The organism is Pseudarthrobacter sp. fls2-241-R2A-168 (assembly GCF_030209335.1).
GTDB lineage: Bacteria > Actinomycetota > Actinomycetes > Actinomycetales > Micrococcaceae > Arthrobacter.
Genome location: NZ_JARVSG010000004.1, coordinates 64,975 through 87,391, shown reverse-complemented (window position 1 = coordinate 87,391; position 22,417 = coordinate 64,975). Strand labels below are relative to the sequence as shown.

21 protein-coding genes are annotated in these 22,417 nt (G+C 66.8%); 13 read left to right on the top strand and 8 right to left on the bottom strand.

Annotation, left to right across the window (positions count from 1 at the left end):
- Positions 1-177: 177 nt before the first annotated feature.
- Entirely contained in the window at positions 178-2,412 is a 2,235-nt protein-coding gene (locus QRN11_RS02355; RefSeq protein WP_285249712.1) for a S9 family peptidase, read from the top strand.
- A gap of 71 nt (positions 2,413-2,483) precedes the next feature.
- On the opposite strand, the gene QRN11_RS02350 is transcribed toward QRN11_RS02355, so the two are convergent.
- Positions 2,484-2,936 (bottom strand): SRPBCC family protein, encoded by a 453-nt coding sequence (locus tag QRN11_RS02350; RefSeq protein ID WP_181762593.1) that lies wholly within the window; start codon positions 2,934-2,936, stop codon positions 2,484-2,486.
- Positions 2,937-3,226: 290 nt separating this feature from the next.
- Between QRN11_RS02350 and QRN11_RS02345 the strand changes: the two genes are divergently transcribed.
- The 4 genes from QRN11_RS02345 to QRN11_RS02330 are packed head-to-tail and all read left to right on the top strand — an operon-like array spanning position 3,227 to position 7,842.
- Positions 3,227-3,991, top strand: a complete 765-nt coding sequence (locus tag QRN11_RS02345) for a peptidoglycan-binding protein (RefSeq protein WP_181762595.1) — start codon at positions 3,227-3,229, stop codon at positions 3,989-3,991.
- 6 nt (positions 3,992-3,997) lie between these two features.
- A complete protein-coding gene (locus QRN11_RS02340) occupies positions 3,998-6,427 on the top strand; it encodes a M50 family metallopeptidase (protein ID WP_285249711.1) in 2,430 nt (809 codons plus the stop codon).
- Positions 6,428-6,435: 8 nt separating this feature from the next.
- A complete protein-coding gene (locus QRN11_RS02335; protein ID WP_285249710.1) occupies positions 6,436-6,642 on the top strand; it encodes a hypervirulence associated TUDOR domain-containing protein in 207 nt (68 codons plus the stop codon).
- A 3-nt stretch (positions 6,643-6,645) separates the two neighbouring features.
- Complete coding sequence (locus tag QRN11_RS02330) at positions 6,646-7,842, top strand: NAD(P)/FAD-dependent oxidoreductase (protein ID WP_285249709.1); 1,197 nt, start codon at positions 6,646-6,648, stop codon at positions 7,840-7,842.
- On the opposite strand, the gene QRN11_RS02325 is transcribed toward QRN11_RS02330, so the two are convergent.
- Positions 7,826-8,422 (bottom strand): GNAT family N-acetyltransferase, encoded by a 597-nt coding sequence (locus QRN11_RS02325; protein WP_285249708.1) that lies wholly within the window; start codon positions 8,420-8,422, stop codon positions 7,826-7,828. The genes QRN11_RS02330 and QRN11_RS02325 overlap by 17 nt on opposite strands.
- Before the next feature lie 271 nt (positions 8,423-8,693).
- Here QRN11_RS02325 and QRN11_RS02320 point away from each other — a divergent pair, with 271 nt between their 5' ends.
- Positions 8,694-9,809, top strand: coding sequence for a TRAP transporter substrate-binding protein (locus tag QRN11_RS02320; RefSeq protein ID WP_285249707.1), 1,116 nt, complete (start codon positions 8,694-8,696; stop codon positions 9,807-9,809).
- On the opposite strand, the gene QRN11_RS02315 is transcribed toward QRN11_RS02320, so the two are convergent.
- Positions 9,803-10,963, bottom strand: coding sequence for an acetate kinase (locus tag QRN11_RS02315; protein ID WP_285249706.1), 1,161 nt, complete (start codon positions 10,961-10,963; stop codon positions 9,803-9,805). The genes QRN11_RS02320 and QRN11_RS02315 overlap by 7 nt on opposite strands.
- A 138-nt stretch (positions 10,964-11,101) precedes the next feature.
- Between QRN11_RS02315 and QRN11_RS02310 the strand changes: the two genes are divergently transcribed.
- Positions 11,102-11,389, top strand: a complete 288-nt coding sequence (locus QRN11_RS02310; protein WP_091416851.1) for a hypothetical protein — start codon at positions 11,102-11,104, stop codon at positions 11,387-11,389.
- An 86-nt stretch (positions 11,390-11,475) separates the two neighbouring features.
- On the opposite strand, the gene QRN11_RS02305 is transcribed toward QRN11_RS02310, so the two are convergent.
- The 3 genes from QRN11_RS02305 to pta all read right to left on the bottom strand — a co-directional run bounded on the left by QRN11_RS02305 (position 11,476) and on the right by pta (position 14,546).
- Complete coding sequence (locus tag QRN11_RS02305) at positions 11,476-11,907, bottom strand: hypothetical protein (protein WP_285249705.1); 432 nt, start codon at positions 11,905-11,907, stop codon at positions 11,476-11,478.
- A complete protein-coding gene (locus tag QRN11_RS02300; protein ID WP_142059682.1) occupies positions 11,904-12,284 on the bottom strand; it encodes a cupredoxin domain-containing protein in 381 nt (126 codons plus the stop codon). The genes QRN11_RS02305 and QRN11_RS02300 overlap by 4 nt, the downstream gene beginning before the upstream one ends.
- 183 nt (positions 12,285-12,467) lie before the next feature.
- Positions 12,468-14,546 (bottom strand): phosphate acetyltransferase, encoded by a 2,079-nt coding sequence (pta, locus tag QRN11_RS02295; protein WP_285249704.1) that lies wholly within the window; start codon positions 14,544-14,546, stop codon positions 12,468-12,470.
- 305 nt (positions 14,547-14,851) lie between these two features.
- Here pta and QRN11_RS02290 point away from each other — a divergent pair, with 305 nt between their 5' ends.
- The 5 genes from QRN11_RS02290 to QRN11_RS02270 all read left to right on the top strand — a co-directional run bounded on the left by QRN11_RS02290 (position 14,852) and on the right by QRN11_RS02270 (position 19,019).
- Positions 14,852-15,313, top strand: coding sequence for a hotdog fold thioesterase (locus QRN11_RS02290; protein WP_091416855.1), 462 nt, complete (start codon positions 14,852-14,854; stop codon positions 15,311-15,313).
- An 8-nt stretch (positions 15,314-15,321) separates the two neighbouring features.
- Positions 15,322-16,674: a phenylacetate--CoA ligase PaaK gene (gene paaK, locus QRN11_RS02285; RefSeq protein ID WP_091416858.1), complete on the top strand. Its 1,353-nt coding sequence runs from the start codon at positions 15,322-15,324 to the stop codon at positions 16,672-16,674.
- A gap of 60 nt (positions 16,675-16,734) precedes the next feature.
- On the top strand, positions 16,735-17,355 hold the full coding sequence (locus QRN11_RS02280) for a TetR/AcrR family transcriptional regulator (RefSeq protein ID WP_142059676.1): 621 nt from the start codon (positions 16,735-16,737) through the stop codon (positions 17,353-17,355).
- 206 nt (positions 17,356-17,561) lie between these two features.
- Positions 17,562-18,701, top strand: coding sequence for a S1C family serine protease (locus QRN11_RS02275; protein WP_285249703.1), 1,140 nt, complete (start codon positions 17,562-17,564; stop codon positions 18,699-18,701).
- 24 nt (positions 18,702-18,725) lie between these two features.
- Positions 18,726-19,019, top strand: a complete 294-nt coding sequence (locus QRN11_RS02270) for a hypothetical protein (protein WP_142059672.1) — start codon at positions 18,726-18,728, stop codon at positions 19,017-19,019.
- Positions 19,020-19,084: 65 nt separating this feature from the next.
- Here QRN11_RS02270 and QRN11_RS02265 read toward each other — a convergent pair whose 3' ends face one another.
- Together QRN11_RS02265 and paaZ are read right to left on the bottom strand one after the other, a co-directional pair.
- The gene (locus QRN11_RS02265; protein WP_091416870.1) at positions 19,085-19,492 is read right to left on the bottom strand and encodes a VOC family protein; all 408 of its coding nucleotides are present in this window, start codon (positions 19,490-19,492) and stop codon (positions 19,085-19,087) included.
- Positions 19,493-19,677: 185 nt separating this feature from the next.
- Positions 19,678-21,789, bottom strand: coding sequence for a phenylacetic acid degradation bifunctional protein PaaZ (gene paaZ, locus QRN11_RS02260; protein ID WP_285249702.1), 2,112 nt, complete (start codon positions 21,787-21,789; stop codon positions 19,678-19,680).
- A 145-nt stretch (positions 21,790-21,934) separates the two neighbouring features.
- On the opposite strand from paaZ, the gene QRN11_RS02255 reads away from it, so the two are divergent.
- On the top strand, positions 21,935-22,384 hold the full coding sequence (locus QRN11_RS02255; RefSeq protein WP_285249701.1) for a PaaI family thioesterase: 450 nt from the start codon (positions 21,935-21,937) through the stop codon (positions 22,382-22,384).
- Positions 22,385-22,417: the final 33 nt, after the last annotated feature.

The window sequence follows — 22,417 nt, the reverse complement described above, 5'->3', positions numbered from 1 at the left end:
CCGGAACCCCACTAGGCCACCGTTTCCCCGACGCCCTATCACTTTTGGTCCCCAAGACGGCCGCTTGGGACCAAAAGTGATAGGGCATCGCCTGTATTTCTGCGGGAGGTGATGGGGCGTTATCGTCCGGTAGCGAACGGCCGGTTCATTGTCGGGGCGGGTCTATATATTGAAACCATGACCCAGACTCCGCTGCAGGATTCCGCCAGCACCACCGCCACGCCCGCTCCCCCGGTTGCTAAGAAGGTTCCCACCGAACGCAAGCACCACGGGGACACCTTTGTGGACAACTACGAGTGGCTGCGGGACAAGGAATCCGCCGAGGTCGTGGAGCACCTGAAGGCGGAGAACGCCTACCAGGAAGCGGTCACCGCACACCAGGAGCCGCTGCGCGAGGCCATCTTCCAGGAGATCAAGGGCCGCACGCAGGAGACGGACCTGTCGGTCCCGCACCGCAAGGATGACTGGTGGTACTTCAGCCGGTCGGTGGAAGGCAAGGAGTACGGCATCCAATGCCGGGTCAAGGCGGAAGACACCGGCAATCCCGTACAGGACTGGACGCCGCCCCGGGTGGAGCCCGGCGTGGACATCCCTGGCGAGGAAGTCCTGCTGGACGGCAACGTCGAAGCGGAGGGCAAGCCCTTCTTCTCCGTGGGCGGCACGGCCGTGACGGTGGACGGGACCCTTTACGCGTACGCCGTGGACAACAGCGGCGACGAACGCTTCACCCTGCGCATCAAGGACCTCCGCACCGGCGAGCTCCTCCCGGACGTCATTGAAAACATCTTCTACGGCGTCTCCTTCTCCCCTGACGGCACCCGCATCTTCTACACCGTGGTGGACGCGTCCTGGCGCCCCTACCAGGTCAAGGCGCACACCCTGGGCACGCCGGTTGAGGAAGACGCAGTGGTCTACCAGGAGGACGACGCCGCCATGTGGCTGGGCTTCGAGCTTTCCGCGGACCGGCGCTACCTGGTGCTGGGCATCGGCTGCTCCGAATACAGCGAAACCCGCCTGCTCCGCTTCGACGACCCCGCCCAGGAACTCACCACCGTGATTTTCCGCAACGAGCGGGTCCTGTACGAAGCCGAACCGTTCCTGCTGCCCGGGCCGGACGGTGAAAAAACGGAAAAGATCCTGCTGACCCACAACCGCAGTGCCGTTAACTCCATGGTCTCCCTCGCGGACCCGGCCGAGCTGGGGAAGCCGCTGGCCGAACAGCAGTGGGCCACAGTCGTCGAACATTCCGACGACGTCCGCGTCAACGGCGCGGGCGTCACCTCCACCCACCTCGTGGTGTCCATCCGCAAGGACACCATCGAGCGCGTCCAGGTGATCGGCCTGGCCGGCCTGGGCACCGCCGCACAGGAGCCGCCGGTGGAGCCTGCGTTCGACGAAGAGCTGTACACGGCGGGAGTGGGCGGATCGGACTATGAAGCCCCGGTGATCCGGCTGGGCTACACGTCCTACTTCACGCCGTCGCGCGTTTACGACTTCGTGCTGCCCACCCCGGAAAAGCCCGCCGGCGAGCTGCTGCTGCGGAAGGAAAGCCCCGTGCTGGGCGGCTACGACGGCCGCGACTACGTGGCCACGCGCGAATGGGCGACGGCGGCGGACGGCACCCGCATCCCGCTCTCGGTGTTGCGGCACAAGGCCGTCAAACAGGATTCGACGGCGGCCGGGCTGGTGTACGGCTACGGCTCCTATGAGCTGAGCATGGATCCCGGCTTCGGCATTGCGCGCCTGTCCCTGCTTGACCGCGGTGTGGTGTTCGTGATCGCGCATATCCGCGGCGGCGGTGAACTGGGCCGGCACTGGTACGAGGACGGCAAGAAGTTCACCAAAAAGAACACCTTCACCGACTTCATTGACGCCACCGACTGGCTGGCCGCTTCCGGCTGGGTGGACCCGTCCCGCATTGCGGCGTTGGGCGGCTCCGCCGGCGGCCTGCTCATGGGAGCGGTGGCCAACATGGCTCCGGAAAAGTACGCGGCGATTGTGGCGCAGGTGCCGTTCGTTGACCCGCTGACCAGCATCCTGGACCCGGACCTGCCGCTCTCCGCCCTTGAATGGGAGGAATGGGGCAACCCCATCACGGACCCCGAGGTCTACGGCTACATGAAGTCCTACGCCCCCTACGAGAACGTGCACCGGACAGCATACCCGAAGATCGCCGCCGTGACATCTTTCAATGACACCCGGGTCCTCTATGTGGAGCCCGCCAAGTGGGTGCAGGAGCTGCGGAACAAGACCACCGGGAGCCAGCCGATCGTGATGAAGATCGAGATGGACGGCGGCCATGGCGGCGCGTCCGGCCGCTACGTCCAGTGGCGCGAACGGGCCTGGGACTACGCCTTTATTGCCGATTCCCTTGGGGCCACGGAGCTGCTCCCCGGTGCCGGGCTGAAGTAGGCGCAAGCGTACGACGGCGGGCGCGTCCCGCCGCCGTACGCCCGCCTTTTGCCCCACGCACCGCAGTGGCCTTAGCCCTGCGGGTGCTCCGCCAGCCACTCCGCCAAGGTTTCGAGGTTGGCCCGGACCGTTCTCCCCTGCGCCCGGGCCACGAGCGCGTCGGCCAGTTTGCCAAAGACCCCGCCCAGGCCGGATGCGGCGTCGATCCTCTGGGTGACGCGCGTACCGCCGTCGGCCGGTTCGAGTTCGAACGTCACGGTGAAGTCCAGCTTGCCCTCGACCGAACGGGACACCATGCGCCGGGGCGGATCGAACTCGATGACCTCCACAACCCAGTCGAACTGCTGCCCCATCACTTTGCTGGTTCCGCGTCCGCGGGAACCGAGCCCAACAGGGCCCTCCCCCACCTGCCCGGACGAGGTGACCGAGGAATCATAGACGGCGATGTTTTCGAACCTGGACAGGAAGTCAAAAACCTCCTGCGGCGGGCGGGCGATGACAACACTTTCTTCTACAACAGGCACTGCAGTCTCCTTTGAAAGGCACCTGATGCCGGCACGGCTCTGCCGGCACAATGGCAGGCACAGCGCCAGATTGGACCCGCCGCCTGGCCCTGTCAATGCCTTCCGCATGGGCCGGCCGTCACCAGCCCGGAGGCCTGCCGGCGCCTGTAAACCCCTGTGACCAGCAGCAACATAACCCTGGCCGCCCGCTGCCCGGTACCAAAAGAAGGTAATCATGCTTACTATTGTCTGGCGCCGGCTGCCCGCTGGGGGCAGGTTAACCGGCGCCGATGTGGAGGTTTTGAGTGAGCATGGAACAGGAAATGCGTCCCTTGACCGACGACGAACTGATCGCAGAGCAGGCCACGGCTTTGCCGGACAAGGAAGTTGCCTCTGTCCTTGACCTGAACGCGGACCTGGATCTGGGTATCGACGCGGCAGCGCCCATCGACCTTGCCGTCGCGGCCAACGCCAACGTGGCGGCCCCCATCGACGCGGCCGCCTCGGCCAACATCCTCTCCTTCGGCTCGGAGGCGCAGGCGCTGGCCGACCAGGGCGTCATGATCGATCAGGGCATCGTGGCCGACGCCAACGCCGAGTCCACACAGGACAGCGTCATCGACCAGGGCAACGACACTATCGACGACGGCACCACAGGTACCGCGGGCACGGCCACCGGCACGGATGCCACCGGCACGGATGGCACCGGTACAGCGGCCGACGGTGGGAGCCTCCTCCCCGGTGGAACGGGTACGGACGGACTCGTCCCCGGCGGCGTGGGCGACGCCCTGCCCGATGTTGGCGCTGTGCCGGTGGATCCCGCGGCGGCGCTCGACGGGGACCTGCTCAACGTCAACGTGGACCTTGCGGCCGACGCGGACATCGCCGCGCCCATCAATGGAGCCGTGGCAGCCAACGCCAACGTGGCCGCACCGATCGACGCAGCCGTCGCTGCCAACATTGGATCGATCGGCAGCCAGGCCTACGCCGTGGCGGACCAGGACGCACTGATCACCCAGCACATCGAGGGCGCAGCGAACGCCTCTGCTGACCAGCAGTCCAACCTCGAACAGTAACCACAGATGACCCACACCAGCGGTGGGCCGCGCCCCCAGGCCGGCCCGCCGTCGTCTGCTGCGCCCCTGGCCGGGCACCAGCTGCCGGTCCCTGCCCGGGCCGATGGCGTCCAGCTGATCGGACAGTCCCAGGGATCCGGCTACCGGCAACCCCCTTCGCTGGTCCGCCGCGGGGATGGCCAGACCCTCCAGCTGACGCCGCTGCTGTTCGCGGTGCTGGAGGCAGTGGACGGCATCCGGACCGTGGAGGACATCGCGGAGCACGCCAGTGCGGCATCGGGCAGGCTCATCAGCGCCGATAACGTGCGCACGTTGATGGACTCCCAGCTGCTGCCGCTGGGCCTGCTCCGGCTGGCAGACGGGTCACAACCCGAGGTGCGCAAGGCAGACCCCCTGCTCGGCATGCGCTTCCGCTACACAGTGACGGACCCGGAACGCACCCGCAGGATCACCGCACCCTTCGCCGTCCTCTTCCACCCGCTGATCGTGGTGGCGGTGACGGCGGCATTCCTGGCCTCGTGCTGGTGGGTGCTGATGGTGAAGGGGCTGGGATCGGCGACCCATGAGGCGTTCGACAACCCTGTCCTGCTCCTGCTGATCCTTGCCGTCACCATCTTGTCCGCCGGCTTCCACGAGTTCGGCCACGCAGCCGCCGCGCGCAAGGGCGGCGCCACGCCCGGTGCCATGGGGATGGGTCTTTACCTCATCTGGCCGGCGTTCTTCACGGACGTCACCGATTCATACCGGCTGGGCCGCGGCGGCAGGCTCCGCACAGACTTGGGCGGGCTGTATTTCAATGCCATCGTTGCGGTGGCCATCATGGCGCTGTGGTGGGCCACAGGTTTCGACGCGCTGCTGCTGGTGGTGGTCACGCAGATCCTGCAGATGGTCCGGCAGCTGCTGCCGCTGGTCCGGTTTGACGGCTACCACATCCTGGCGGACGCCACCGGGGTCCCGGACCTCTTCCAGCGCATCAAGCCGGTCCTGCTCGGCCTGCTCCCCTGGCGGTGGGGCCGCCCGGAAAACAAGGTCCTCAAGCCCTGGGCGCGTGCCGTGGTGACGCTGTGGGTCCTGGTTACCGTGCCACTGCTGATCTTCAGCCTGGCCATGATGGTGGTCTCGCTCCCGCGGCTGCTCGCCACCGCCTGGGCCAGCGCCGCCAAACAGCAGGCAATGCTCAGCCAGAGCCTTTCCGACGGCGACCTTGCCGGCGCTGCCGTGCGCACCCTGGCGATCGCCGCCGTTGCCCTGCCCACGGTAGGCATGCTCTACATCCTGTTCCGGCTCCTGCGGCAGCTGGTCACCGGGCTCTGGCAGAAGACGCGCGGCAAGTTTGTGCAGCGCACCGCTGCGATGTGTGCTGTGGCGGCACTGCTGGCCGGGCTGGCGTGGGCATGGTGGCCCGACGGCGGGACGTACCGTCCGGTCCAGCCCTACGAACGCGGCACGCTGGCTGATGCAACCACCTCCATCCTGCCGTCCGCGGGCACGGCCCTGCGAGAGGGCGGCAGCGGCAGGACCGTTGCGCTCTGGCCGGAAGGAGCCGCGACGCCCACCCGCGAGAACCCGCAACTGGCCATGGTGCTGGTACCTGTGGAGGGTGCAGCCGCCGGCTCGTCCGCTGTTGCTCCGGCTGGATCCGGTGGTGCAACCGCTCCGTCGTGGGTGTTCCCGTTCGACCGGCCAGCTGCGCCCGAGGAGGACGGCAACCAGGCGCTGGCCGTGAACACCGCCGATGGTTCGGTGACGTACAGCGTGGCCTTCGCGCTGGTGTGGGCCGAGGACGGGGAACCCGTTGAAACCCGGAACGAGGCTTATGCCTTTGCCAGCTGCAGCAGCTGCGCGGCCGTAGCCGTGGGGTTTCAGGTAGTGCTCATCGTGGGCCAGACGGACGTCATTGTCCCGGAGAACCTGTCGGCCGCGGCCAATTACAACTGCCTGGACTGCCTCACCTACGCCCTGGCCAGCCAATTGGTCCTCACCCTGGACGGCCCGCTGACGAATGAAGGCATGGCATCGCTGCAGGCGCTGTGGGCGGAGATCGCGGAGTACGGCCGGAACATCCAGAATGTGCCGCTCTCGGAGATCCAGGGCCGGCTCGCGGCCTACAAGGAGCAGCTCACCGCCATCATCAAGGCCGACCCCAGCGCCACGAAGAACCCGACGCCGGGTGGAACAGCCACCCCCACAACATCCGCAGAACCCGGCCAACCGGCACCCGGGCAGTCCGCTCCGGGGCAGTCGACTCCCGGCTCAGGCACGGGGACCCAGGCACCCGCGCCGGCAGGGACGGCCGCTCCCGCCGCACCGGTGACGGAGCCCGCCCCTGGTGGCGCACCCCCGTCGTACATTCCCGTTGAGACGCCGGTCCCAACGGCGGATACTGGGGGCACGGCCCCCGCCGTGGAACCGCAGCCGACCCCAAACCCCAGCTAGGAGAGCAGATGTCTTTGAGCAAGGGAACCTCCGTGGAATGGAATACGCCGCAGGGCAAAACGCACGGCAGGATCGTCGAGAAGAAGACCAACGACTTCGAGCTGGACGGCCATACCCACCGTGCCAGCGAGGACGAGCCCCAGTACGTCGTCGAGTCCGCGAAAACCGGAGCAGACGCGGCCCACAAAGCCTCGGCGCTGACGGAAAAGAAGTAGCTGATGGCCGCGCAGCACGAAGTGGTCATCATCGGCGGCGGCAACGCAGGGATCTCGCTCGCCGCCCGGCTGGAGCGGTACGGCGTCAAGGACGTGGCCGTCGTCGAACCCCGGGACCACCATCTGTACCAACCACTGTTCTCGCACATCGCCGGGGGCAGGGCCTCGGCCAAGGAAGCCGTCCGGCCCCAGGAACAGCTGATTCCGGAGGGCGTCACCTGGATCCGGGACGCCGCTGCCGGGGTGGACACGGACTCGAACACCGTGACCCTTCAGTCCGGTGCCACCGTGGCGTACGGGCAGCTGGTGGTGTGCCCGGGCCTGCAGTATGACTGGGAAGCAGTGCCCGGCCTCGCCGAAGCCGTGCATTCACCACACGGCGCCTCGCACTACGAGTTCGAGCTGGCGCCCAAGGCGTGGACCCTGCTGAGCGGGCTGGAATCCGGCACCGCCCTTTTCACCATGCCCGCCGGCCCCATCAAGTGCGGCGGCGCGGCGCAGAAGCCCATGTACCTGGCCTGCGACTACTGGAAGGCGCGGGGCGTGCTGGACCGGATCCGGGTGGTGATGGTCCAGCCCTATCCCACAGTGTTCGGAGTGCCGGAGGTGGACCGGGAGCTGGACCGCAAGATCGCCGAATACGGCATCGAGCTGTGGACCAACAGCGAACTGGTGTCCGTGGACGCGGCGGGCCAGGTGGCCACCATCCGCAACACCGGGTCCGGCGCGGAGGAGAACCTGCACTACGACGTCCTCAACGGTGTCCCGCCGCAGTCAGCGCCGGACTGGCTCAAGGCAACGGACCTGCCCGCTGCCGGAGACGCCGGCGGTTTTGTGGAGGTGGACCGGCAAACCCTGCGGCACATCCGGTTTCCGAACGTCTGGTCCCTGGGCGACGCTGCCGGGACCACCAACTCCAAGTCCGGCGGCGCCCTGCGCAAACAAACCAAGGTGCTGGCCAAGAACCTGGTGGCCGCCCGGAATGGCAAACCGCTGCCGGCCAAATACAACGGCTACTCGGTGTGCCCCTTCACGGTCTCCCGGAATACCGTGGTGTTCGCCGAGTTCGACGACCGCTACCGGCCCATGCCCACCGTACCCCGGGTGCCCACCTGGAACGAGAGCAGGCTGTCCTGGGTGGTGGACCGGGACATTTTCCCGCAGGTGTACTGGAATATGATCCTCAAGGGGCGGGCGTAGGCGCTTTCAGGGCGCGGTTGGGGAGCGCCCGGGCCACGCGCCACTCGTCCGCCAGGACCGCGTAGACCAGCTCGGTGGCCCACCCGCCTTTGTAGTGCCACTTGTCCACGTGCCGCGCCTCCTGCCGCATGCCTAACCGCCGGCAGAGCTCTGCGGATGCCGTGTTGAGTTCGTCCAGCCGCGCCTCGATCCGGTGCATGCCCAGCTCCTCGAAACCCAGCCGAAGCACCGCCTCCGCAGCTTCCGTGGCGTAGCCCTTGCCCCTGGCGCCCGGTGCGAGGCTCCAGCCCACTTCACCCTGGCCATTCCCGGGCAGCCACTTGAGCACCACCTCGCCCTGAAGCCCGGGCTCACCGCAGGCCTCGATGGCCAGGGCCACCCAGTCCCCCTCCTTCTCGAAGACGAAGTTGGCGTACCGGCCCACCCGCTCCATGGACTCGGTGTACGTCTTGGCCCGGCCGGGCAGGAACCGGGCGGTTTCCGGCAGCGAATGGTAGGCGTGGAAGTCGTCCAGGTCCCGGCCCTCAAAGCGGCGCAGGATGAGCCGCTCCGTACGGATCGGCAGGGTGATCTGCTGCATGGACCGAGGCTAACCCATGGCCCGGCGATTGCTCCAAAAACGTCGTTGTGGAGGTCTGAAAGGCCAGGCCCACGCCGGGCGGGTTCCCTGGCCGAGCTAGCGAGGCGAGGGTGCCGGCGGGGAGCAAGGAGGAGCCGACGGCGGCCGTCGGCTCCTGGCGGTTCGCTTGCCGTTGCTCCAGTCACCTTCCCGGCGTATGGTTCGCGTACGGGCTGCTGGCGCCTGCGCTTTTCGGCGTTTTCCGCTGTCCCTTCTCTCCGAAGGTTGTGCCATGTTGAAGCCAGCGATTCCCCGGGCAGCCTTCCTCGCGTTCGCCATGGTGCTGCCCCTGGCGGCGTGCACCTACGAGGACAACTCGGAGGGCCCGACCCAACCGGCGACAACAGCTCCCGCCGATGTCAAGGTCCTGCGCATCGGCACGCAGGATGACGGAAATGTCCCAACCCGCGGCCAGATCGAGGAGTTTGCCCGGCAGGTCAGGGAACGTTCCGGCGGGAGCCTCTTGATTGAGCCGGTCTTTAGGGCAGGCGGCGGTGAGGTGAGGGCCTGGGACCAACTGGTGGCACACAGGGTAATGAGCGGAGACCTGGAAATGGCTGTCATCCCGGCCCGCACCTGGGACACCGAGGGAGTGCTGTCCTTCCGGGCACTCTCAGCGCCCTTCCTGGTGACCTCCAGCGCCGTTATCAAGGAAGTGGTCAAACCCGAGTTCGCGCAGGGCATGCTGGCCGGCCTGAAGGACGTGGGCCTCACCGGCCTGGCGATGTTCCCGGACGGCCCGCGGGTGCTGTTCTCCTTCACCACGCCCATCCTCACGCCGGAAGACATCAAGGGGAAAGTGATCAGGGCACCACTGTCCGATACCAATTTCGCTGTCTTGGCGGCCTTGGGAGCAGTACCCGAGGACCTGGCCGAGCAGGAATTCGGTGGAGGTGTAGACGCCGGAACCGTGGCCGGCGCCGAGTCCTCTTTGGCTTATGCCTCCAATCTGCCTATTGCATTGAACAAGACCGGCCACGCCATCGCCACCGGAAACCTGGTGGTCCATTCGAAGATCAACACGATGGTGATCAATAACCAAGCCCGGGCTGCGCTCAGCGCCGAGGAACAGCAGATTCTCCAGGACGCGGCAGACGACACCCGGGAATGGGCTTCCTCGCTGGCCTCACCGCTCTCGATGGAAGCGCGGCGGTATTGCCAGGACGGCGGCAAGGTGGTGCTGGCAACCGAAGAGCAACTGGCCGCCTTCCACGACGCCGCAGCCCCGCTGTACAACACCCTCGAGCAGGATGCCGGCACCCGGAACCTGATCGCTAAGCTGCGCGAACTCGTCGCGAGGACTCCGCCCGACCCCGCCGTCGAGCCCTGCGACTACTACACTTACTGACCGCTGCTGACGACGGCGGCCGTCGCCTCCGCGATGGCCCGTTCCTCGTCAGTGGGCACCACCAGGACGGGGAGGCCGGACTGCGGCGTGGAAATCACGCGTGGTTCCTTGGACCGCTCGGCGTTCAGGCCGGCGTCGAGCTCCACACCCAGGGCCACCAGCTTCTCCGCCACGAGCGCCCGGAACTGGTGCGAGTTCTCGCCGATTCCCGCGGTGAACACCAGGGCCTTGGCCCCGCCGACAGCCACGTGGTAGCCGCCGATGTACTTGGCGAGCCGGTAGGACGTGACGGCGAGCGCGGTGGCCGCCTTCCCGTCGCCGGCCTCGGCCGCCTCCACCACCGAGCGCATGTCGTTGTTGCCGGCCAGGCCCTTCAGCCCCGATTCCCGGTTGAGCATGGTGTCGATGTCCTCGGGGCTCCAGCCTGCCCGGCTGAGGAACACCAGGATGGACGGGTCCAGATCGCCCGAGCGGGTTCCCATGACCAGGCCCTCCAGCGGGGTGAAGCCCATGGAGGTGTCCACGGAGCGGCCGCCCCGGATGGCGGTGACGGAGGCGCCGTTGCCAAGGTGGGCGATGACGCCGTCGAACTCGTTGACCGGGAGGTCCAGCAGCGCAGCGGCGCGGCGGGTGACGTACTCATGGGATGTCCCGTGGAAGCCGTAGCGGCGGATGCCGTGGTTGGTGTACAGCTCGTCCGGGACCGCATAGCGCCACGCATGTTCCGGGAGGGTGCGGTGGAAGGCGGTATCAAACACGGCCACCTGCGGCATCTTGGGCCACTTCTTGCTGATGGCACGGATGCCCAGCACGTTGGCAGGGTTGTGCAGCGGCGCCAGCGGGTTGAGCCGCTCGATGGCGCGGGTGATCTCGTTGTCGATCAGGACCGGCTCGGCGAACCGCTCACCGCCGTGCACCACCCGGTGCCCGACGGCGGCCAGTTCCAGGTCGCCCAGCTCCTGGTGGATGGCTGCGTCCACCTGTTCCAGCGCCTCGGCGTGATCCCGCGGGCCCTCGATTTCGCCGTCACCGTCGCCGCCGTTGCCCATGCCGATCTTTTCGATCAGCCCCTCGGTGAGGACGCTCCCGGCGGCGACGTCACGCACCTGGTACTTGAGGGAGGACGAGCCGGAGTTGATGACGAGCACGAGCATGCGGGGCCTCCTGAGCCTGGCTTCTGCAGTTCAACCCCACTATATGCGGGGCCCCTGACCGCGCGGTTTCCTTGCGGATGGGCGCGGCCTGTGCCTAGAGTCGGCGGACAGGCTGGACCACGGCGAGAGGACATTTCTATGACGAACGAGCCCACCCAGATCGACGGGAACGACCCCACCAACACGGGATCCAGCAGCACCGCGCCGCTGAACGCACAAGGGGGCTCCGGAACCAAGGATCCCACCGGCGTGGAGGGCGCCAACCCGGCCCTGGACGATACCGGCGGCCTCAAAGCAGCTGAGACGGGCGATGCTCCGGAAGCGCCGGAGAACACCGAGGGCCTCGACCTCACGCCACAGGGGCTCTCCGATGAACCCGCGAAGGAAGAGGACAGCGAGAGCCTGGCCAAGCCGGACAACAGCTAGGCAAGCAAAGGGCGACGCCGGCGCCCGCCCGGGTGCCGGCGTCGCCCGTTGCTTGCCCTAAGCGGACCTCAGGTGCTTCCCGGACCTCAGGCGGGACGTCCGCGCGCAGGCCCCGGCGCTCCATGCACCCGCCGCCTGGAGGGAGCGCGGACAAGGCCGTTGGCGGCCAGCACGGCTCCCAGTCCTTCGGCTACGGCGCTGAGCGTCTTTTCGAAGAACCACACGGGTTCGTACATGGCAGGGAACGGACCAAAGGCCGGGATGTCGAAGTACCGGTAAAGCATCACGGCCGCGAAGGCGCTCAGCAAAACAGCCAGCGCCATGGCGTAGGCAACCTTGCTGCCCCGGATCAGGACGTAGACAGCCACCAGCACCGCCGCGGCTGATTCAAGCAGGAACAGGTTGCCCTGCCCGATGCCGCCGGGGTTGGCAGCCTGATAGCCGGGGGCCAGCAGGATATGCACCCCGGCGTCGACGAACAGCGCCAAGGCTGTCAGCACCCTCATGGCCATGTTCATTTGACCGTCAGCGTTCCTTTCATGTTGGGGTGGTAGACGCAGAAGTATGAATAAGTTCCGGGCGTCGAGGGGGCCGTGAAGGTGCCTGTCGCACCGCTTCCGCGGACGTCGACGTCGAAGGCCTTGTCCTTTTCAGCGGTGACGGTATGCGGGGCGGAATCCATGTTGATGACCGCGACGACCGCGCCCGGCGCCACCGTAATCGGCCCGCCAAAGTTGAAGTCCTTGATGGTGATCGTGGCCGCTGCCGAGGCGGCAGCGGTGCTGGTTCCTCCCGGCGGCGCAGTGCTGTTTCCGCTTCCGCCGCTTGGGGCGCAGCCGCCCACCAGCAGCGCGGCCATCAGTAGTACCGCGGCCCTGCGTCCAAGCCTTTTCATCCCGCACCGTCCTCGCTGCCGGAAACCACCGCAGGGAGCCCCCTGCCGTCCTCTTATTGTGCGCCTGCCTGCCAGGAATTGGCCCGTGCGTGCGGAAATTGGGGGCAGTCCAGGGAACCTCCCCACACGCACCTTGACCTCGCAAGCCCGGCCCGGGAACCCCGCGGGCGTGGGCCCACGTTGCTAGGAAGCGGGCGCCTGCGCCTGGATGGCCGTGATGGCCACCGTGTTGACGATGTCCTCCACTGTGCAGCCGCGCGAGAGGTCGTTGACCGGCTTCCGCAGCCCCTGCAGGACCGGCCCGACGGCCACCGCCCCCGAGCTCTGCTGCACCGCCTTGTACGTGTTGTTGCCGGTGTTCAGGTCCGGGAAGATGAACACGCTGGCCTGCCCGGCAACTGTGGAGCCAGGCATTTTGGACTCGGCGATGGAGGCGTCCACGGCGGCGTCGTACTGGATGGGGCCTTCGACGGCGAGGTCCGGGCGGCGCATTCGCACCAGTTCGGTGGCCTGCCGCACCTCGTCCACGGCCTCGCCGGCACCCGAACCGCCCGTCGAGTAGGACAACATGGCCACCCGCGGCTCCACCCCGAACTGGGCGGCGGTCTCGGCGGAGGCGAGCGCGATGTCCGCCAACTGCTCCACGTTGGGGTCCGGGTTCACCGCGCAGTCGCCGTATACCAGCACGCGGTCCGGCATCAGCATCAGGAACACCGAGGACACGATCTTCACGCCCTCCCGGGTCTTTACGAACTCCAGCGCCGGCCGGATGGTGTGCGCGGTGGTGTGGGCTGCCCCGGACACCATGCCGTCCACCACGCCGAGCTGGACCATCATGGTGCCGAAGTAGCTGACGTCCTGCATGATTTCCAGGGCTTTGGGCAGGTCCACGCCCTTGTGTGCCCGCAGCTCGGAGTACTTTTCGGCGAACTTCTGCCGGAGGTCCGAGGTGGCGGGGTCCACGATGTTGATCCCGGACAGGTCGATGCCGCGCGCAGCCGCGAGCTCCCGGACGTCCGATTCCGGGCCGAGCACTGTGAGGTCGCAGACGTCGCGCCGGTGCAGGATTTCGGCTGCGCGCAGGATCCGCACATCCGTCCCCTCGGGCAGGACCACATGGCGGCGCTGGGCCCGGGCCCGCTCGATGAGGTCGTGCAGGAAGCGCAGCGGGGTCATGCGTTCGGCCCGCGGCAGGTGCAGCCGTTCCACCAGCTCCGCCTCATCCACAATGCGGGACCAGAGCCCGAGGGCCGAGGCCACTTTGCGGCGGTGCCCGGACCAGATCTCGCTCCGGACCTCCGATACACGGCGGGCGGTGGTGTACGTGTCATCGGTGGCGGCGAACACCGGGAACGGGGCCTGCGCCAGCAACGGGTAGATGTTGGCGTCCGGTGCCAGGCCGCCGGTGAGGATCAGTGCCGACGCCACCGGGAACTCCGGCGAGAAGGACGACGCAAGGCACGCCACCATCACGTCAGCCCGGTCTCCCGGCACGATCACCAGGGCGCCTTCGTCCAGGACGTTCAGGAAGTTGCCCACGTTCATGGCGGCCACCTTGATGTCCCGGACGTCACGTTCCATGTCTGGCCGGCCGGCGATCTGCCGCACGCCCAGGGCGGCCGCAACCTCGCCGGTGGTGGGCCGGGCGATCTCCTCCAGCTCGGGCAGGACATAGACGGGCCGCTTGGAAGCGCCAGGTTTCACGGCGGCGGCGATAGCCTCGACGTCGTCCGGGTCGGCGCGGTTCACCATGATGGCCAGCAGGGCGCACTTCTCCGCGGCGAGCTCCTTGCGGGCAACCTCGACGGCGGCCGCGGCCTCCGCCACGGTGCGGCCCTTCGCGCCCACCACCGCTACCACGGGGGCGGCGAGGTTGTTGGCCAGGCGGGCATTCAGGTCGAATTCGACGGCGGCATCCTGGCCTGTGAGGTCGGTCCCCTCAATGATCACCACGTCGCAATGGCGGGACATCTCGGCGAAGATTTCCACGCATCGGGAGTCGATCTCCTCGCGCTTTCCTTCGGCCAGCAGGGACCGGACCTCCTCGTGCGTGAGGCCGCCGCGGCACCGCTCATCCTCCAGCTCGAACCGCGACTTCATCAGGGCCACCATGGGATCGTCCGCCGGATCAGGGCCGTGGACCACCGGTTTGAAGAAGCCGATCCTGTCCGCGTGGCGGTGCAGGGTGTCCGCCAGGCCCAGTGCCACGAGTGACTTGCCTGATCCGGGGGTGGTTGCGCTGACGTAGATGCTTGTGGCCATGGTCTGCCCTTTGCTGGTGTGGTGCTGCCGGTACTCCATCCTTGCATCTGCACCGGGACTCGCGGCAGCGTTTGCCCCGCCGGGAGGTGTGGTGATGGGGCACCGTAGTCCGCCGCCGTCGTGCATTCCCGCCCGGTTGCTTTTCGGGCGCTTCCCCGGCGCGCCGCAGACGACGGCGTGTCCCGGCCTGGAAGGCCGCTCACGCGGGAGTAACCGGGCTGGAGCGCACGCCTGCCCTTGACACCGGACCCCCTCATGGGATTACCTAATGAACATTCGGTAAATAAAGCTGGAGGCAATGACGCATGGCTGAAACAACCCTTTCCGGGCCCCATCACCAGATCCTGGAGAACGATTACGCCTCCGAGTGGATGGGCATCGAGGTCCTCTCGCTGAGCGACGGCCACGCCACTATCCGGATGACCCTCCGGCAGGAAATGCTCAACGGCTTCGGCATGGCACACGGCGGAATGATCTTCGCCTTCGGGGATACGGCGTTTGCGCTCGCGTGCAACCCGGCCGTCCCGGCGCCCGGGGAGGAGAACAACATCACTGTGGCCTCCGGCGTGGACATCAACTTCCTCAAGTCCGCCTACCGCGGCCAGGTGGTCACCGCCGTCGCCGACCGCCGCTCCAGCGCCGGCCGCAGCGGGCTGTACGACATCCAGATCTTTGCTGCCGACCCCGGCGCCGAACCCGATCCCGAAAAGCCAGGCGAGCTCATCGCAGAGTTCCGCGGCCGCAGCCGGACCATCCCCAAGAAGTAGGAAAACCAATGACCCTCCATGCCCCCGAAACTCCGGCCGCCACCGCAACAGATGCCACGCTGGACCGTGAGGAAACCATGTCCCGCGACGAGCTTGAGGCCCTCCAGCTCAGCCGCCTGCAGCACACAGTGGCCTACGCCTACGACCGCGTTCCCCTGTACAAGCGCAAGTTCGACGACGCCGGCGTCCACCCCAGCGACCTGCGCGAACTCAGCGACCTGGGCAACTTTCCGTTCACCACCAAGGACGATCTCCGCGCCGAATACCCCTTCGGCATGTTCGCGGTTCCACAGAGCGAAGTAGCCCGCATCCACGCCAGCTCGGGCACCACCGGCCGGCCCACCGTCGTCGGCTACACCAAGCAGGACCTGGCGGACTGGGCCAAACTGGTGGCGCGCAGCTTCCGCGCCTCCGGCATCCGCCCCGGCATGAAGGTCCACAACGCCTACGGCTACGGCCTGTTCACCGGGGGCCTTGGCGCCCACGCCGGCGCCGAAGCGCTGGGCTGCACCGTCATCCCGATGTCCGGCGGCCAGACCGAACGCCAGATCCAGCTGATCCAGGACTTCAAGCCGGACGCCATCCTGGCCACCCCCACCTACCTGCTGACCATCGCAGACGCCATGGCCCACATGGGAATCGACCCCACCTCCACCTCGCTGAAGTTCGCGGTCCTGGGCGCCGAGCCGTGGACCCAGGAGATGCGGCACGAGCTTGAAGTCACCATGAACATCAAGGCCTGCGACATCTACGGCCTTTCCGAGGTGATGGGCCCCGGGGTCGCCGGCGAAGCCGTGGAAACCCAGGACGGCAGCCACATCTGGGAGGACCACTTCCGCCCCGAAATCATCGACGCCTTCAACCCCGTGGTGGGCAAGGAAAATGTCCTGCGCGACGGCGAACACGGCGAACTCGTGTTCACCTCGCTCACCAAGGAAGCCCTGCCGATCATCCGCTACCGCACCAAGGACCTCACCCGGCTCCTGCCCGGCACCGCCCGCCCTGCTCACCGGCGGATGGGCCGCATCACCGGCCGCAGCGATGACATGATCATCCTGCGCGGCGTGAACCTCTTCCCGTCCCAGATCGAGGAAATCGCGCTCCGGATCCCCGAACTCAGCCCGCACTTCCAGCTCGAACTCACCCGCCCCGAGGGCCAGCGGATGGACCAGCTGACGGTCCGGATCGAACGGCGGGATGCCGTCACCGCCGAGCAGAGCACGACGGCGGCACGCACCTTGAAGGAGCAGATCAAGATCCACGTGGGTTCTTCGTGCACGGTGGATGTTGTGGAGCCGGGCTCGCTCGAGCGGTCCAACGGCAAGCTGCGCCGGATCTACGACCTGCGGCCGAAGGGATAGTCAGGCCCCGTTCTACCCGCCTGCACTGACCGACCGACCGTTCATGAGAAACTAGCCACTATGCCCAGCACCACTGACACAGCCAGCACCGCCGGCACCAAGCGCGGCCGCCCTGGATACGACCAGCAATCGGTGCTGCGCATCGCCGTGGATGTCTTCAACCGCCATGGATATGACGCGACGTCCATGGGCATCCTGGCCGACAACCTGGGCATCTCGAAGTCGGCGATCTACCACCACGTGCCGTCCAAGGGCGACCTGCTCAAGCTCGCCCTGGACCATGCCCTGGGCGGGCTCGAGGCCATCCTGGAGGAGCCGCAGGCCACCTCCGGCGCAGCAGATGCCCGGCTCGAGTTTGTGCTGAGGCAGACCGTGGCCGTACTGGTGGACCGGCTGCCGTTCGTCACCCTGCTGCTGCGCCTGCGTGGAAACACCGAGATTGAACGCGACGCCCTGGAACGGCGCCGTACGTTCGACCACAAGGTGGCCGGACTGATCTCCGCAGCACGGGATGAAGGCTCGCTGCGCCAGGACATCGACCCCCGGACTGTCACCCGGCTCCTCTTCGGCATGATCAACTCGATCGTCGAATGGTACAAACCGGGCGGCTCCCTCTCCCCCAAACGGCTGGCCGACGACGTCATCACCATGGCGTTCGACGGCCTCCACTCCCAGCCCTAGCCTCCCCAACTGAGTAGCGCTAAGTGTCGTTTTGACGGTTCATAACGACACTTAGCGCTACTCAGTTGGGCTAGCTGCTCCCGTGGCGACCGCCCCGCTGATCCGCCCCCGGGCTCCCTGTCCTTCCGGATACTAAGTGTGCTTGGTATTTCTGCTGTTGCCCGGCTACGGTGGTAGGACAGCCAGCATCCGCAGGAGGTCAGTCCATGAGCATCAGCACCAGCCAGGGATTACGCCGTTCCGCGCGCTTTGGCACGGTTGCCGGAGGCGTGGTGCTGGCAGCCTCCCTGACCCTGACCGGCTGCACATCCCAGGCTCCCCCGGCGCCCACCGAAACGTCCGGTGCCAGTACGGCGGGTGCCAGCACGTCGCCGTCGGCCGGGACCTCCCCTGGTACCGGCGGTTCAGCCAGCGCCTCCCCCGGCGCCCCGGCGCCCGCGCCTGATGCTTCCGGCGGCCTCCCCGAACTGGTTGAGAACCTGGCCCCCTCGGTGGTGACCATCTTCACCGAAGGCGGCCTTGGCAGCGGCGTGGTGTACTCGGAGGACGGACTCATCCTCACCAATGAGCACGTGGTCAGGGGTAACACCAAGGTGGAAGTCGGGTTCGCGGATGGCCAGCGGGTAGAGGGCACGGTGAGGGCCACCGACGCCGTCACCGACCTTGCGCTGGTGCAGGCGGACCGCAAGGGCTTGCCCAAGCCCACCTACCAGAGCACGCTGCCCAAGGTAGGCGAAGGCGCGCTGGTACTCGGTTCCCCTCTAGGCTTCGAGAACACGGCCACAGCAGGGATCATCTCCGGCCTGCACAGGTCCATTCCGGGTTCGGCCTCCAACAGCCTGTCCCTGGTGGACCTGATCCAAACAGACGCCCCTATCAGCCCCGGTAACTCCGGCGGTGCTGTGATCAACATGCGCGGCGAAATCATTGGCATCAGCGAGGCATATATCCCGCCATCGGCCGGTGCCGTCTCCCTGGGCTTCGCCATCCCGGCAGCCACCGCCGTGCAGGTGGCGGAAGAACTGCTGGCCGACGGCACAGCCGAACACGCCTACCTCGGCCTGACTCCGGGCGAACTGACGCCGCAGATCGCCGATCAGCTGGGCATCGAGGCGAGCGGCGGCGTGGTGGTTCTGGCCGTGGACGAGGACGGCCCGGCGGGGCGGGCAGGAATCCGCCCCGGTGACGTCCTGGAGTCCATGGAGGGAGTGGAGCTGAATGCCCCGGAGAAGCTCCTGGCGGAACTGCGCAACCGCAACCCCGGCGACACCGTTAGTTTCAAGGTCAAGCGTGGAGACCAGAGCCTGGATCTCAAAGCAGACCTGATTGACCGGCCCACCCAGTAGTACAACCGAGAGGAAGGTAGAAGCATGAGCCACCCCAAGGAAGAACCGGATGCAGGATTCATCGTCCCGGACCCGTCCAAGGTCCGCGAGGACGTTCCCGGCGACGCCGCGGACGAGGCCAACGCGATCCGATTCAGTGAGGAGCAAGCGCTGATCGAGGAGCAGGCCAACGGCATCCGCCCGGATACCTACAGCGTTCCCTCCGGCGGCCCCACCATGGACGAGGCCCGCGGCAACATGGACCTGTCGGACCAGACCGGGGCAGCGCCGTCGGACGACAGCAGCGACGACGGCCTGCACAGCGGCGCCGAATCCTGACACATGCATAACGACGGCAGGCGCGTCCCGGTTAACGGGGCGCGCCTGCCGCTTTCAGTGGGTCTTTAAAGTTCGTATTCGGCCTGTACTCCGAGCGACTCGTGGACACAGAGGATGTTGCGCTCGGTGTCCATAAACCAGGCGCACTTCTCCGAGTTCGTGGTGCAGATGTGATTCTCGGTTCGAAGGTCCGGCAGGTCGTAATCCTGGAACTGCACTCCCCTGGCTTCCATGTCACGGACCGTGCGTTCGATGTCCGTGACCTCAAAGCTCAGCGCAGTGTGATCGGAATGTTTGCCATCCGAGACGGGCATCAGCTGCAGCATCGGGCCGCCGTTGGTGCCGAGGAGTTCGCTTCCGTCGTCTGTCATGCCACGGTGCGGGAGTCCGAGTTTTTCCGTGTAAAAACGGCGGGCGCGCTGTGGATCATCGACTGGCAGGACGGTTGTGACTGTGTTCAATCTAAGGCTCATCTAGCCACCTCCTACGGGGAGAATTTTACGCCCGAGGCGCCCGAAAAGCCCGGCCCTTCCCCCTGCTTGGGACGCTCTCTCACTTAACGTGCCCCAACCGCCAACCCTCTCTCACTTTCTTTAGGAGAGTGAGAGTGCGTCAGGGAAAAGCGCGCGTTAAGTGAGAGAGCGTCCCAGGGGGTGGGCTACTTTTCGACCAGGGTGAGGACGTCGTAGGTGGCTACTATTTCGTCGTTCTGGTTGGTGAGGACTGCATCCCAGGCCACCTCGCCGTATTCGTCGGTTTCGCGCGGGGTGATCTTCTTGGCAGTGAGGGTCACGCGGATGGAGTCGCCCGCTGCCACCGGCGTGATGAAGCGCAGGTTTTCCAGGCCATAGTTGGCCAGGACCGGGCCCGGCGCGGGCTCCACGAACAGTCCGGCGCCCCACGCGAGCAGGAGGTAGCCGTGGGCCACAATGCCCGGGAAGAACGGGTTGGCTTCCGCGGCTTCATGGTTGGTGTGGGCGTAGAACGTATCGCCGGTGGAGTTGGCGAAGGCGCTGATGTCCTCCAGGGTGACCTGGCGCAGGTCGGAGCGGACGGCGTCGCCAATCCGCAGCGTCTCCAGCGACTTCCGGAACGGGTGCGTCCCCTCGGTTTCCACTGTGAAGTTTCGGTCCGCACCTGTGTGCCACACGCCCGTAACGGCCGTGAGCATGTTGGGTGAGCCCTGGATGGCGGTGCGCTGCATGTGGTGCATCACCGAGCGGATGCCGCCCAGTTCCTCGCCGCCGCCGGCGCGGCCGGGGCCGCCGTGGACCAGGTGCGGCACAGGCGAGCCGTGCCCAGTTGACGAACGGGCGTCCTCGCGGTTGAGCATCAGGACGCGGCCGTGGTGGGCGGCGATTCCGGTAACGAGTTCGCGGGCCACAGCAGGATCGTTGGTGCAGACCGAGGCCACCAGGGAGCCGCTGCCGCGGGCGGCGAGGCGGACGGCGTCGGGAATGTCCTTGTAGCCGATCACCGACGAAACCGGGCCGAATGCCTCCAGCGAGTGCACTTCCTCCGCCTCGGGGTTGTTCCAGTTCAGCAGGACGGGCGCCATAAACGCGCCGCCGTCACCTACCCCGGTGGACCCGTCGGCAGCGGTGACCGACGGCGAATCGAGGGTTCCGTACGCAAGCTCACCACCGGCGTCGAGCATGGCCTGCACGGCCGCACGCACGTCCTTAAGCTGCTCCACGGAGGCGAGCGCACCCATGGTGACGCCGTCAGCGCGGGGGTCGCCGAGGACAACCCTTTCGGTGATGCGCTTGCCGATCGCCGCTGACACAGCGGGTACCAGCTCCTGGGGCACGATGGCGCGGCGGATGGCGGTGCACTTCTGCCCGGCTTTGGCCGTCATTTCGATGACCACGGACTTGACGAAGGCGTCGAATTCCGGAGTGCCCTCCACCGCATCGGGGCCGAGGATTGCGGCGTTCAGCGAGTCGGTTTCGGAGGTGAAGCGGACGCCGCCCTGAACCACATTCGGGTGGGACTTCAAGGACAGGGCGGTGGACGCGGAGCCGGTGAAGGCGACCAGGTCGCGGTAGTCCAGGACGTCCAGCAACCCCCGGACGGAGCCGGAAATCAGCTGCAGCGAACCCTTGGGCAGGATGTTGGATTCAACGATCGCCTTGACTACGGCTGCTGCCACGTACCCTGTGGGGGTGGCGGGCTTGACGATGGTGGGGACGCCGGCGATGAAGGCGGGCGCGAACTTCTCCAGCATGCCCCAGACGGGGAAGTTGAAGGCGTTGATCTGGACGGCCACGCCCGGGATGCGGGTGTAGATGTGTTCGCCGGCGAAGGATCCGTCCTTGGACAGCACCTCCATGGGCCCGTCCACCACCACCTGCGAGTTCGGCAGCTCACGCCGACCCTTGGAGCCGAAGGTGAAGAGGACGCCGATGCCGCCGTCGATGTCGATCATGGAGTCGACCTTGGTGGCGCCGGTCTGGGCCGAGAAGGTATAGAAATGGTCGCGCCGGGCGTTCAGGTACTGCGCCAGCTCCTTGAGCTTGAGGGCCCGCTGGTGGAAGGTCAGCTTGCCCAGTTCGGCCTGGCCGGTGGTGCGGCCGTACTCAACCACGGCACCCAGGTCCAGCCCTTCGGTGCTCACCTTCGCCAGGATTTCCCCGGTGCTGGCGTCCCGGACGGGGACAGCGGAACCGGCGGAGGCGTCGTCGGGCGTCCACCACCCGTCCATGATGAAGCTGGGCACTGTCTCCACGGTGTCGACCGTGGCCTGGGGAGCTGTGGCGGTGGTGGTCATCGTTGACGGGTCCTTCCAACAAGGGGGCTTACTGCGGCGGGCAATGATTACTGACCGTCCGTTCGGTAATATATTCACCATACATGACGTCCCGTGCTGCAGACTAGAAGGCCGGGACTGAAATGGCCACCCTAAAGGAGAACGAATGAGCGCCCCATCACCGAAGGATGCCGCAGAGACCCAGCCGGACGCGCACGAGCTGTGGAAGATTACCCTCGGCGAACTCGACGAGAAGATGGGCGTGAAGATCCTCGAGGAATCGGTGGAGCGGGTGGTGGCCACCATGCCTGTGGAGGGAAACAGGCAATCCTTCGGGCTGCTGCATGGAGGCGCGTCCCTTGCCGTGGGTGAGGCCGTGGGGTCCTGGGCGGCGGTGATCCACGCGAGCACCATGGGCAAGACGGCGGTGGGCGTGGACGTCTCGGCCACCCACCACCGTTCCGCGCGCGAGGGGCAGGTGACCATCACCGCCACCCCCATTCACCTGGGCGGCACCCTGACCACGCACGAGGTGGTCATCACCAACGAGGCCGGCCAGCGGCTCTGTACCCTGCGCATCACGAACCTGCTGATGAGGCGCCACAAAACCCATTGACCTATCAGATATCGTCGCCATTCGGCCGCTTTG